Origin of the sequence: Peribacillus frigoritolerans, assembly GCF_001636405.1 — a bacterium.
GTDB classification, from domain to species: Bacteria; Bacillota; Bacilli; order Bacillales; family DSM-1321; genus Peribacillus; species Peribacillus frigoritolerans.
The window spans coordinates 3,728,631-3,741,180 of sequence record NZ_KV440950.1 but is presented as its reverse complement, the minus strand read 5'-3'; the positions used below and the strand labels follow the sequence as shown (position 1 = coordinate 3,741,180).

Here is a 12,550-nt window from a genome sequence, read left to right as displayed (position 1 = left end):
TTATAAGTGGAGGGTTAACAGGAAATGATGGTATTCATGAGCAATTCTGGAGCCAAGCTCAGCAGCGACAAGTGAATAATCTCAAGATATTTTCAACTTATTTCCCTAGTTTTTTTCAATAAAAAGTCCGGCTCCTAATGGAATATTATAAATTTAAAAAGCTACAGCTACAAAAGAATCTGGGATTGAGGGGCTCAAAGATACTTTAGATTTACGAAAGAGATAGTACCGTTTTGATAAGATGAGGGCAGAATGAAATAGGGGATCTGTTAAAAATCCCATACTATTACATATACTGCACGCATTCTCCACGCCGCCCTGGAGGCTTTCCCTCCCATGCCCTATCATTCCTTCGTCATGCCTATCTAAGGTATTCTAAAAAAGAGGGAGGTAAGTAAACATACATGAATTAGATGTAGGTGTGGAAATATCTTTTATTAAATCTCGACCTTTTTTCATATCTTCAATCTTTAAACCATTTTAGAAATGGGTCTTTTAAGTCAATTAGAGTCCGAAAATTCAGCAAAAACTTTGAATAGGACGACTTACTTCTATTTATTACTCCCCAAACACATCTATTTTCCACAAATGAATCGCATGGCGTTCTTTTTCGAAACCCTTTTCCAAATAAATTTCTGTAGTGGATAGCTGCTCGTGGCCCAGACTCTTCAAAATCTGATAGACATCAACTCCATTTAAGTGAGAAATGATGGCGAAAGCATGCCTGAATGTATGAGGACCAATGGAAGAGGAACGAAACTTCAAAAAAAGAAATCCACTCTCTTTAATGGCTTTTGTGATGTATTGAGACAAATAAGAGGTAGAGTTGGCACGGCCGGTATTGGTCGTAAAGAGCGGGTCGTCTCCTTCTGCAGCATCTTAGTCTAATTTTACAGCATAGAGTATATTTTTTCTTAGACGAGAAATGATAAATCTGAGAGAAAGGGGGGCGTTTCATATTTTTTTCTCCGGTTTATTTAAAAGGAAACGTTATTCAAAATACCAGCAAACAAACCAAAATGTTTATTCAGAAAAACTTAGTTCGATAGATCATTTTCCGCTGTATCCTGATTTATCGATGAATATACAAGTACTTCAACAGATGTTTCACCATGCTCCGGATTTGGTGATTCGCCACTTCGAATTCGCCGGAAAGGGAACAAAGGCAGTTCTAGTATACGTAGATGGTTTAACAGATAAAAATTCAATAAGCAATAACGTTCTAAGTGCCCTGATGCAATCCTCTTTCGACCCAAAGAAGGGATTGCCTACAACTGTAGGGGATGTTGAAGACGTCCATTCATGGATATCCATTGAACATGCACTTTTTGCAGGTGACAGTGCCTTATTCATCCAAGGGGAAACTAAAGCATTTCTTTTGGATACAAAAGGATGGCCTCAAAGAGCGATTGATGATCCGAAGTTAGAAACATCACTGAAAGGTGCCCACCAGGGATTTGTAGAGACCGGAAGTCAGAATGTAGCAATGTTGCGAAGGTATATTCCTAACCGAGAATTGATCATAAAGGAACTTACAGTCGGTGTTCGCGGAAAGTCAAAGGTCTTTATCGTTTATTTGGGAGATGTTGCTAGTGAAGAAGTACTGCAGGAACTTGAAGACAGAATCAAACAAATTCAAATGGACGTGATAATTAATACTGGTGAACTATCTGAACTCATTGAAGATAACCCATATTCCCCGTTTCCTCAGTTTATATTAACCGAGAGGCCGGACGCAGCAGCTTCACAAATTCTTCAAGGTCGATTTGCCGTTATCGTCGATCGTTCGCCATCTGTTTTAATTGCTCCGGTAACAGTAATGTCTTTTCTTCAGAGTATTGATGATTACAGCACACGCTGGTTAGCTGCATCATTGATACGGTTGCTGCGCTTTTTCGCTTTTATGATCACATTATTTCTACCTTCAACATATGTAGCCATTATATCCTATAATTATGAAGTCATTCCGTTAAAGCTTTTTTTATCCATAGCCGAATCACGGGTGGTTGTGCCCTTTCCGCCAATCATAGAAGCACTCCTGATGGAGGTTACCATTGAAATGATGAGAGAAGCAGGCGTTCGTCTTCCGGCTCCAATAGGCCAAACGGTTGGTATTGTGGGAGGAATTGTGATCGGACAGGCAGCTGTTCAGGCAGGTATAGTAAGCAATATTATGGTGATTATCGTTTCTGCAACGGCAATCGGCTCATTTATCATTCCAAGTTATGACATGGGGACGGCTATCCGAATGCTGCGATTTCCAATGATGTTATTAGCAGTCATGTTTGGAAGTACCGGAATCATGATTGGTGCCATGACGTTGATTGCGCATTTAATTAGTCTTGAATCGCTGGGAACTCCGTATGCAAGCCCATTAGCTCCTTTCCGGTTTGCTGATATGAAGGACTCATTTATTCGTTTTCCTTTATGGAAAATGATTACAAGACCAAAAAGTGTAAGGACAATTCAATCCAATCGTCAGGGAAAGCCTAAAAGATAAGGTGAGGAAAATGAAAAAATACACTCATAATGAAATCACCATCCTGCAATATATTTTTTTAATTGTTGGGACCCAAATGGGGGTCGGTTTTTTGTCGCTTCCTAGAGTTGTTGCTGAAAAGGGTGGAACAGACGGCTGGATGGGCATCATCATTGGTTGGATATTAAGTGTTGCTTCCAGTATTATTATGGTGAAAACGGCTAAGAAGTTCCCAAATGACACGCTTTACGATCTTCTTATCCGATTTTTCGGAAAAATACTAGGTAAAGTGGCTATTTTCATTATTCTTGGATACACTTTAAGCTTTTCTTTGATCATATTTATTAACACTTTTCTTTATATAAAAGCATGGTTTCTTCCCAATACACCTGATTACTTAATTGTAATGTTATTTTCAATCCCGGTATTATTTATAGTCAGGAATGGTCTCCGTGTTATTGGAAGATATAATGAATTGATTTTCTATATGACGATGTGGCTCCCGGTAGTTCTTTTGTTTCCATTAAAAGATGGAAGTTTCTTGAATTTACTTCCATTGTTTAAAGTTGGTTGGAAGTCAATTTCAGCTACCCTGCCGCCGGTCATTTATTCGTTCCTAGGGTTTGAGCTTGTCTTTTTCTTTTATCCTTTCTTAAAGAAAAAGCAATATGCCATTCATGGAATTATTATTGCCAACACCTTATCGATGTTCTTTTATCTCTTTGTAACCATTAGCTGTTTTGTGTTCTTTAGTCCGGATAGCATTACCGATTTTAATCAGCCTGTCCTAAGTATGCTCAAAGTGATTGAATTCCCGTTTATTGAGCGTCTTGACGTGGTTATATTGAATATTTTGATCCTTTTTTCCTCAAGATCCTGGATCTTGTACATGTACTGTACGGTCTTTAGTTTCAGTCAATTAATGAATAAGCAGGATCATAGTTTATATGTGCCCGTTTTGTTAGGTTTACTCGTCATAGGCACATTTTTTGTTCAACCAACATGGATGCAAGTAACAACCTGGCAAAAATGGGCTTCGAATGCCGGGATTGCGGTAGCATATGTGTTTCCCGTTTTTTTATGGATTTACAGTTGGGGATATGAGAAATTTTCACGGAGGAGATTTTCATGAGCCGAAAAATAGGAGTGTGTCTTTTAATCCTTGTAATGATACTCTCTGGGTGTATGGATGCTACACCAATAGAGGAAGTTAGCGTCTCACTTATTTTAGGCCTCGATTTAGATGAAGAGGATAATTTATTAGTGTATATGTCAAGCCCGATATTTAGTAAAGAGGCAAAAGATAAGGAAGAAGTGTATGAAGTTAAATCATATACCCTCCGACATTCAAGAGAAAAATTTGATGCGAGGGTAATAGGATTAACATCAGGAAGTAAAACGCAATTGTTTTTGGTGGGAAAACGATTGCTTAAAAAGAAGGATTGGTTTGACTATCTCGATCCTTTCTTCAGAGATCCTAAAAATACAGTAACCGCGCGTGTTGTCGCTGTAGATGGATCTGTTGCAGAGGTTATATTCAATAAACCAGCAGATAAACCACGACTATCTCTATATTTAACAAGTTTAATTGATGCTGCCGCCAAGAGGAATATTGTGAAAGAAACGACCCTACAGGATTTTCACAGCCAAATGGAGGACAAAGGGAGAACGGCGTGGATCACCCAAATCAAAAAGAAAAAAAGAATCGAGCTAACAGGCTCCGCACTGCTAGCTCAGTCCGGCCAGTATAAAATAACAATAACACCTGAAGAAAATCAATTATTAAATATTTTAGAAGGTAAAAAAAAAGGTGATTATTCCATAACTATTCCGGTTTCTATGGAATCCGCCAGTAAAGGCAAACCATACATCAGCTTCTCCATTTCAGATTTGAAAGTAAAGAAGAAAGTAAAGTTCAATGGACGCTTTGTATTTGATATTAATGTAGATTTACAAATCTCGATATCCGAACAACTCTTTCCATTCGATGTCCAAAAAGATTATGCAAAGCTTGAAAAAAGCATTACAAATGAGCTTGAGAATGAAACCAATCAATTAATTCAAAAAATACAAAAGTCTCAAATTGATCCTTTAGGGCTTGGCCTGTATGCAAGAGCCTACACTTATCAAGAGTGGAAAAAAGTAGAAGAAAACTGGGGGAACACTCTGGCAAAATCAAAAATAAACATACATGTAAAAACAAAAATTAAGGGCATAGGAACATCGAATCATCAATAGGACAAAAGCTTTCATAATGGGGATCCTGAGAACCGATCCCGGTTTCTAGGATAAGGTCCCTTTTAGGGATTAAATCTGCAAGCTTTTTTTGTGTAATCAAAAATAACAGATTCCAGATTACAATGATAACTTTCTTTTGAAGGAGGAATGAATAATGGCCATTAGGAAATTAAATAAAGTCGGAAATAGCTTGACTATTACGTTTCCAGTTCTATCTTTCCACTAATCAAATTATTGCTATCAATGCCATTAAAATAAAAGTTTATTCTCCTACTGAACAAATCGGGGTGAAAGATCCAGGTCTCCTTGATTCTGCAGTGAACAGACCTAGACAAACTGTTTTCGAGAATGATGTTCATGAAAAGGCTGCAGCCTTATTCGAATCCATTTCAAAAAGTCATGCGTTCCACAACGCAAACAAGAGGACAGACTTGCTTCCCTAATTATGTTTCTGAAGATCAATCATTATCAATGGAGCAAGATTTTGTTGTAGACGTCGTCAACCATAAGTATGATTTTAAACTATCGTAAGAATCATCCAAGAGAATATACAGTTTTTATAAAAAGAGTTTGAGATTCATGCAGGATATAAGCTAATTGGCTCTTTACCGAAGGTTGGTTTTATAAAAATAAAGATGGAGATATGCAGCAAATTTATGCTAAGTTTTGGAATACAATAAGTGATTATTATCAAATTAAATAAGCCCCAAATCAGAATAAATAATTCTAGAATAACAATTAATTGAATAATCGAAAGATTCAGTAAATAATATTGACACAAATTGGACACTGAGCTAGTATTGAAAGCAGATAGTTCATTAATAAAAAACACAGTTTTATATTATAAAACAATTATTCTCTTAAAAAGAAAAATCCTGAAAATTTATAATATAAAACAATGGGTTTCAGCCGAATGAAAGCGGTCACAAAACTTAAGAGGAGGAGGCCGCTTTTGAATTTTTACCTCTATTAAAACTGTATTTGTAAAAGTCTAGTGTGCCTGAACTCACGAATGGTAAAGTGGTGGCTAATGATGGAAAGACAAAGGACATGTCATGTAGGGACTTGATGCTTGCATTGGACAAGACAGGGAAAATAGCACCCTAAAGGCTCAAAACAACACCACTTAGAGCTGGAGACCACAAAGGAATAAAACACCTTTCACACAATGAAACACCCATAAAGTATGCAGCTTGAAAGATTTGCAGCCGTTACGGGTGGAGGTTAGAAACAACTGGTGAAAGCCAGAGAAATAAAGGTATTAGTCAAAATTCATTTAGTATTTTGACACTACGTAAACCAGAAGGGAGGTAAATACGGATATGCAGAAATATCTTTTTAGAGAGTGTATGCATGAGTACAAGAATGTAAGTGGTTCATGGTGTATTTGTATATATAATCAACCAGAGTATTCGTATAAATCCAAATTATGATGGAACTATCGGAATGAATTATTGTATCTATTAGTGATGTACCATCAAACACCAAATAACAAAAAAGAAGGGATCAAAGTTATGAAAGGAATGACTTTTTTTAAGAAAAAAGCTAGAAACCTACTGACATATTTTTTAGCTTTGGTTTTTACCTTGAGTTCTTTTCCCACTACCGTATTGCCGGTCATCAATGCTTCAGCGGCAGAGGTTGTCAATGGGAAGGCTCCGGGAACCTCAGCGAAAGAGGTTGTGTCGCTGAAAGAAGTCTACAAGGACCATTTTCTTATCGGCAATACTGTTAGCCCGGCCGACTTAACGAATGCAGCAAAGTATGATTTTATGAAGTTCCACTATAACGCGCTGACGCCCGAAAACGCTACGAAGCCGGACTCCATATGGTCCAACCCAACTCGAGATCCGTCATTCACATCAGCCGACAACATGTTAACTCAAGTCAAAGCCGACGGTTTCTATACGATTGGACATGCCTTGGCGTGGCATAATCAGTCAGCTGGCTGGCCGCAAAGTGATCAGAATTATACCGAGGCAAGGGCCAGCTTGAAAAGGTATATTTCTACAATCGCCGGACACTATAGTCAGGGTCCTTATAAGCTCAACACCTGGGATGTTGTTAATGAAGCAATGAGGGATAATCCGGAAAATCCGACCGATTGGCGGAACGCGCTTCGCTCCGGCATTCAACCAACGGAACGGCCGTCCAGATGGTTTGAAGCTTACGCTAACGGCGGAAACGGGTGGGATTATATCTATGATGCCTTCCTGTTTGCGCGTGAGGCCGCCCCGGACGCAATTCTGTATTACAATGACTTTAACGACGAGGAACTTGCCAACAAGGCAATCGCGATTGCCTCAATGGTCAACGAGCTCAACGAAAGATACGCGAATGAGCACCCTGAGGTAAACGGAAGGAAACTGATCGAGGGTATCGGGATACAGGGGCATTACAACCTCCGACTCAATGTAGATAATTTAGAGGAAGTTTTAAAGGTCTATAGTGAAACCGGGTGTGAGATCAGCATACGGGCTTCCGCTCATCCGTCAATATCCGCTTCAGCGACGGTGAAACCCAATTCAAACTGTTTCAGGAGTTCTATAATCGAGACGACGGTAAACTGGCAATGCTTAACAGTAATGAATTCCAGCCCTTACCAAAACATACAGGTGGTAAGCTCACTATTAATACAGATAGTAGTATAGACGATGATCATTTGAAAACATTGAAATTAAAGAAGTCTCTGTGGGATCAGAACTGGGCTCCGATTAATCAGGCGCGTGTTACAGACTTCACTGTCCCGGAAAATTTTTGGAGATTGGCCAAAACTATCAAATCCGGTAAGACTTATATCGTTGTATCCGCCAACTCAGGTCTGGCTCTGACCAATAGGAACGTGACATCTGTCCCGGCGACCGGCGGTGTTACAAACGCCAAACGAGGGCTTGCGGGGACGCCTGTCACCATAGTTGACGACATTATTGTAGCGCCGGAGCTGATCCAGGACAATACGAGACTTATCTTTAATGAGAGTACCAGCCCCGATCCGGGACCATACACAAGGGCGAATGGTTACACTGGATACACGATGTTAAGTCTGGTTCACGGTGGCCTTGTGGCCCCCTCTATTTTGTGGCGGGATTTGAGCAGCGACATGACGGCTCCATTACGCACAGACACAACTATTGGAGATAGTGCATTAGATCGAGCGGTATGGTTTAACACGGGTATAGACCCCGATACCGGCGAGACGACGCTATTTTCCCATACTGGTTCAAACAATTACACTTATGCGCTGCACGGAAGCGAAAACGGTTTTGTCGGCCAAGGAGGCACGGCCCCTCTGGAGGACTATGCAGCTGCTAGCCGTGTTAAGCTGTATGAGTACGTGTCCGACTATTCGTATGAAGACTTAACGAGTCTGGGCGCAGAAATAAGCCTCGACCCGGTGGAGCGTATCGTGAGTGAGCGTGACGCCAATATCCCCATTACGGCGGATGTACCTGACGGTTCCAAAGCGGTGTTGAAAAAGGACGGCGTTTCAGTCGCTTCCTCGATATTCGCAAACGGCAAAGCGGTGATCAGCGTTAAAGGCAGCGATGTTGACGCCGGCGCGAATTATGCAGTCGTAGTGTATGATGGTTCCAAAATACTTGGCGTGGTAATTCTCCCGGTAGTCACTGTCGTCAGCGCGACGCCAACAGCTACGGTAAAGAAACTCAATGGTAATCAAAAACGACTGACAGTTACCATTACGGAAGAATACTCCGATGATTCGGCGGAGCCTTTCATTGAAGAGGTACTAATCAGGAATAACGCGGCAGACGTTTATCAGGTGGGACCATATAAGGTTTATGTGGACACTAAGGGCAACAACAAGATTCGTAAATGCTATATTATGAACGAGTAGCAGCAAGAAGCTGAACAGCAACACGCAGCACAGCAAAACAAAGTGCAACAGCCTATTGAAGGTCCACAATAAAAAATGACCTCCTTTTATTGCCAAACTCTCTTTTAAAGCATTTCAAAAAAACAGTGGTGTTATTCAATCAACTCCAGAAGGTTTATTGTTAGCAAAAAGTAAAAGTAGTCCTATGGGCTACTTTTATTTTTCTTGGGTTCCATCCTGCTCATTCCCATAAGAATATCAAATAAGCTGCTATGATAGATAGCAGTTTATTCCGCTAGTCTGCCCTTAGAGGGTCATAAATATTGGGCACATTTTCGTCACGAACTCATTATAATTAGATAAGCTCCTATGACAGTCAATATTGGTATACGTACTATGCGAGCCTTCATTAGATATTGCTACAAGAAAGGTTTCATTGATACACCAATCATGAGGACTTTAAGCCAATCAAAACACCAAAGGATACCCGACGAAGCATGGGTACGTATCTTATGCTCCAATGAACTATAAAATTTTCGGCAGCACTAAGATTCTTGATAATCTTGGCCAAGCAGTAAATGGTAATATAAGTTCTATTTATGCTATATGAAGCCTAATCCGTTGTTCTCCTTTTTTTAATCCTTTTCAAGATAATTGGTTCTTTTCTCTCCCAGCAGTTTCGCAGCCTTTTTAGCCTTCTCCTGCTCAGGGTTTGTTTAGAGGGCAGCCGTTGTAGTTGAAGTATGACCAAGTTGAGGCATCAGTAGATGAATGCCCCTGACTGTTCCATTAAATTCGTCCCATAGGTATGCCTAAGTTTGTGTGGGGACATCGATTTATTGATCTTAAATGCCTTCGTGTATTTCTTTACTAGAGCCTCGATGGCGCGGTTGGAAAGGGGGGGGGGGGGCCCCATCATTCACCCTAGTCAAGAATACATAGTCCGTATCATCGTTTGAGCCCCTATAACGTTCCGTTCGCACAGCTAGGTAATCTTTTATGTCCTGCATAGATGGAGGAGAGACTGCCACTACATCCTTTTTACCACCCTTACGTAAAACGTGTATCTGTTTTTCCTCAAAATCTAAGTCTCGTAACCTTAAATTGGATAACTCATTCACCCGGATGCCGCTGCCTAAGAAGAGGGAATATTCTTTTTCTGAATTCACACCCTTTAATTCTATTAATTCAATAATATTGGAAGGGAATGAATATAAAGGGGATGAATTTATTAATACTTATGCGCCTTATTTTTTTATTTATGGAGGTTTTTATACATCCTTGATTTATCAAGCTTTGTTCTGTTCTCTACTATAAAAAGTGCATAAAAGCTATAGCTTTTATGCACTTTTTAAGTATCAATTATAAGTTTTTGAGGGTTAGTTCTTATAAGGTTTATTTCATGAGAACATAATTATTAGCTAAAACATATCTGGTATATATTCTTCTAAAAAATCCATTTATGGCTTTACAAATACGGTTTTAATAGAAGTGAAAAACTCAATTGCAGCTTCTCCTTGCTCACGAGAGTGGGAGCTAGATTGTTTCATTCCCCCGAATGGGGCTTGGAGTTCAACTCCAGCAGATTCAGCATTAATACGTACGAGACCAGCATCCATCTCATTAATAAAAGAAAGCATGTGACCAATATTTTTAGTGAAAATAGAAGCACTTAGCCCAAATTTCACGTCGTTTGCAATTTGTAATGCTTCTTCTAAAGTCTCAACTTTGATAAGGGCAAGCACTGGTCCGAAAATTTCCTCTTGGGCAATAGACATTCTATTACTTACATTTTCAAAGACAGTAGGTTCCATAAAGAATCCATTGACTAATTCATCTTCCTCCAAACGTTTACCGCCATAAATCAATGTCGCGCCCTCTTCAATTCCTTGCTTTACGTAAGAAAGTACTGTATTCAACTGGTTCTCACTTGCACATGGCCCCATCCATATATCTTCTTTTAAACCATTCCCAATTTTTATTTCCTTTATCTTTTCAATAAGTTTATTTTTGAACTGCTCGTAAACTTTACTTTGTACGATTACACGACTTGTAGCTGTACATTTCTGTCCCGTAGAACGGAGGCCTCCACTAATAGTTGCTTCTACTGCCTCTTCTAAATCGGCGTCATTGGCTACAATGACAGGATTCTTCCCACCCATTTCTAACTGATACTTAGCACCACGCTTTAGAGCTCCTAGCCCAATTAATTTACCAACCGCATCAGATCCTGTGAATGTAATTCCATTAATATCCGGGTGGTTAGTAATCTCCTGACCAATGACAGACCCAGTGCCTGTCACCATATTAATAGTACCCATTGGAAGCCTTGCCTCGTCAAAGCATTCTATTACTTTGGCTGCGGTTACTGCGGCTTCTTGAGCTGGTTTAAGAATAACAGTATTTCCATAGATGAGTGCCGGCGCTATTTTCCAGATGGGGATTGCCACTGGGAAATTCCAAGGTGTGATAACGCCTACAACTCCAAGGGGAGCACGAGTAGTGAACATCAGTGCTTCAGAATCCGATGAGGGAATCACATCGCCTATTTTTCTCATTCCTTCTCCTGCATAATAACGAAGGATAGCGACACCTCTAGCTGTTTCCCCTTTTGCTTCCAGAAATGTTTTTCCCATTTCACGAGTCATCGTTTCCGCAATTTCATCAATACGTTGCTCGAGTGCATTTGCGACCTTATACAAATACTCTCCACGGGCAGCACCAGATAGCTTCCCCCAGAAAACTTGAGCATCCTTCGCAGCAAGAACAGCGTTATCTAAATCTCCTTTTTCAGACTGTTGTACATAACCGATGATTTCATGACGATTGGCTGGATTGATACTAGTATCAACCTTTTGAATAGAAGCAGTTACCCATTTACCATTGATATAGTTTAAATACGTTTTTACGTCAGTTTTTACGTTCACCTTATATACCCCCATATTCCTTGAAACAGTTTGCTTAATCCTGAAACATTGAATGCCAAAGTCCTTATTGAAGTTAATTTTATGGTTTAGTAGGAGAACTCTCGTTAACTAGTGTTTTTCCTAGAATTCAATGAGTATTTTTCTGCATGATTAGTGTGTTATCGGTTTTACTCAAACCAATATGTGCTTTGGTAACTTTACACTATTTTTCAAGACACCAATATTAGAGACTTCAATTTCAATCTCATCGCCATCTAATAAGGTAAAGTCATTTGGTGGAATTATACATGTACCAGTCAATAATACAGTACCGTCAAAAATTTCGTTGTCGCGTATGAGGAAAGATATTAATTCATCAAATTTTCTTTTTAACTGGCTAGTATTCGCTTTTCCCTCTACTTTAAGCTCGTCATTGCGGTAGATTCGGCATGTGATGTCAAAATTGTAGGGATCTTCCACGGACTCTGCAAGGATAATTGCCGGTCCAATGGAACAAGAATTTTTCCACATTTTTGCTTGTGGTAGATAAAGAGGGTTCTCTCCTTCAATGTCACGACAACTCATATCATTTCCAATCGTATATCCAAGGATTTCACCATCACGATTAATAACAATGCCCACTTCTGGCTCAGGAATTTGCCAATTAGAATCACTGCGTATGTAAACGTCCTGTCCTGGACCAACCGTACGAGCAGCCGTAGACTTAAAGAAAATTTCTGGCCGTTCAGCCTCATATATCTTGTCATAGAAAGTAGTTGCATCAAACTTTCCACCTGTTGCTTCATAATTACGTGCATCGCGACTACGCTCATATGTAACACCGGAAGCCCATACTTCTTCAGCTTCAATAGGAACAAGTAACGATAAATCTTCTACAGAGTATGGAATAGGCTTTGACTTGGAAATAGTAAATTCTATAAAAGAGAGGGGAGAAACATTTTGTTCGTTTGCCTGTTGGATTAATTCAATCAATCCTTCTTGAGGAAGAGGGTATACTTTTCCCTCATTTGTAACAGCTGCTAGAGTTGCTTTTGAATGCTCATTTAAATATCGGATAATACGCATAAAAAT

General features: G+C 39.6%; 11 protein-coding genes and 1 pseudogene. 7 read left to right on the top strand and 5 right to left on the bottom strand.

The features are described 5' to 3' along the window. Positions 1-558: 558 nt before the first annotated feature. A pseudogene (locus tag A6755_RS17695) lies at positions 559-861 on the bottom strand (tyrosine-type recombinase/integrase); the annotation flags it as partial. A gap of 64 nt (positions 862-925) precedes the next feature. Here A6755_RS17695 and A6755_RS17690 point away from each other — a divergent pair. From A6755_RS17690 to A6755_RS17670, 7 genes are all read left to right on the top strand, one after another. Then, the gene (locus A6755_RS17690) at positions 926-2,500 is read left to right on the top strand and encodes a spore germination protein (RefSeq protein ID WP_063591520.1); all 1,575 of its coding nucleotides are present in this window, start codon (positions 926-928) and stop codon (positions 2,498-2,500) included. A gap of 10 nt (positions 2,501-2,510) precedes the next feature. After that, positions 2,511-3,611 carry a GerAB/ArcD/ProY family transporter gene (locus tag A6755_RS17685; RefSeq protein WP_063591519.1) on the top strand — a complete coding sequence of 367 codons (1,101 nt, stop codon included), beginning with the start codon at positions 2,511-2,513 and terminating at the stop codon, positions 3,609-3,611. Beyond that, a complete protein-coding gene (locus tag A6755_RS17680) occupies positions 3,608-4,717 on the top strand; it encodes a Ger(x)C family spore germination protein (RefSeq protein ID WP_063591518.1) in 1,110 nt (369 codons plus the stop codon). Before A6755_RS17685 ends, A6755_RS17680 begins: the two co-directional genes overlap by 4 nt. A 230-nt stretch (positions 4,718-4,947) precedes the next feature. Next, on the top strand, positions 4,948-5,160 hold the full coding sequence (locus A6755_RS27705) for a type II toxin-antitoxin system death-on-curing family toxin (protein ID WP_347876810.1): 213 nt from the start codon (positions 4,948-4,950) through the stop codon (positions 5,158-5,160). After that, positions 5,075-5,248, top strand: coding sequence for a hypothetical protein (locus A6755_RS27700; protein WP_244889688.1), 174 nt, complete (start codon positions 5,075-5,077; stop codon positions 5,246-5,248). Before A6755_RS27705 ends, A6755_RS27700 begins: the two co-directional genes overlap by 86 nt. Positions 5,249-6,231: 983 nt before the next feature. Continuing rightward, complete coding sequence (locus A6755_RS17675) at positions 6,232-7,368, top strand: endo-1,4-beta-xylanase (protein WP_063591517.1); 1,137 nt, start codon at positions 6,232-6,234, stop codon at positions 7,366-7,368. Further along, positions 7,290-8,573 (top strand): hypothetical protein, encoded by a 1,284-nt coding sequence (locus A6755_RS17670; RefSeq protein WP_063591516.1) that lies wholly within the window; start codon positions 7,290-7,292, stop codon positions 8,571-8,573. Before A6755_RS17675 ends, A6755_RS17670 begins: the two co-directional genes overlap by 79 nt. Positions 8,574-9,312: 739 nt before the next feature. On the opposite strand, the gene A6755_RS28325 is transcribed toward A6755_RS17670, so the two are convergent. The 4 genes from A6755_RS28325 to A6755_RS17660 form a co-directional block, all read right to left on the bottom strand. Next, positions 9,313-9,468 (bottom strand): tyrosine-type recombinase/integrase, encoded by a 156-nt coding sequence (locus A6755_RS28325; protein ID WP_174878739.1) that lies wholly within the window; start codon positions 9,466-9,468, stop codon positions 9,313-9,315. Next, positions 9,398-9,721 (bottom strand): tyrosine-type recombinase/integrase, encoded by a 324-nt coding sequence (locus A6755_RS28320; RefSeq protein ID WP_174878738.1) that lies wholly within the window; start codon positions 9,719-9,721, stop codon positions 9,398-9,400. The genes A6755_RS28325 and A6755_RS28320 overlap by 71 nt, the downstream gene beginning before the upstream one ends. A 291-nt stretch (positions 9,722-10,012) precedes the next feature. Continuing rightward, positions 10,013-11,479, bottom strand: coding sequence for an alpha-ketoglutaric semialdehyde dehydrogenase GucD (gucD, locus tag A6755_RS17665; RefSeq protein WP_063591515.1), 1,467 nt, complete (start codon positions 11,477-11,479; stop codon positions 10,013-10,015). A 171-nt stretch (positions 11,480-11,650) separates the two neighbouring features. Beyond that, positions 11,651-12,544 carry a fumarylacetoacetate hydrolase family protein gene (locus tag A6755_RS17660; RefSeq protein ID WP_063591514.1) on the bottom strand — a complete coding sequence of 298 codons (894 nt, stop codon included), beginning with the start codon at positions 12,542-12,544 and terminating at the stop codon, positions 11,651-11,653. Positions 12,545-12,550: the final 6 nt, after the last annotated feature.

Bases quoted from the DNA above. Each gene is read 5' to 3' on its own strand.
- A6755_RS17690 (WP_063591520.1), top strand. From the start codon at position 926: ATGATAAATCTGAGAGAAAGGGGGGCGTTTCATATTTTTTTCTCCGGT.
- A6755_RS17685 (WP_063591519.1), top strand. From the start codon at position 2,511: ATGAAAAAATACACTCATAATGAAATCACCATCCTGCAATATATTTTT.
- A6755_RS17680 (WP_063591518.1), top strand. From the start codon at position 3,608: ATGAGCCGAAAAATAGGAGTGTGTCTTTTAATCCTTGTAATGATACTC.
- A6755_RS27700 (WP_244889688.1), top strand. From the start codon at position 5,075: ATGAAAAGGCTGCAGCCTTATTCGAATCCATTTCAAAAAGTCATGCGT.
- A6755_RS17675 (WP_063591517.1), top strand. From the start codon at position 6,232: ATGAAAGGAATGACTTTTTTTAAGAAAAAAGCTAGAAACCTACTGACA.
- A6755_RS17670 (WP_063591516.1), top strand. From the start codon at position 7,290: ATGCTTAACAGTAATGAATTCCAGCCCTTACCAAAACATACAGGTGGT.
- A6755_RS28325 (WP_174878739.1), bottom strand. From the start codon at position 9,468: ATGGGGCCCCCCCCCCCCCTTTCCAACCGCGCCATCGAGGCTCTAGTA.
- A6755_RS17660 (WP_063591514.1), bottom strand. From the start codon at position 12,544: ATGCGTATTATCCGATATTTAAATGAGCATTCAAAAGCAACTCTAGCA.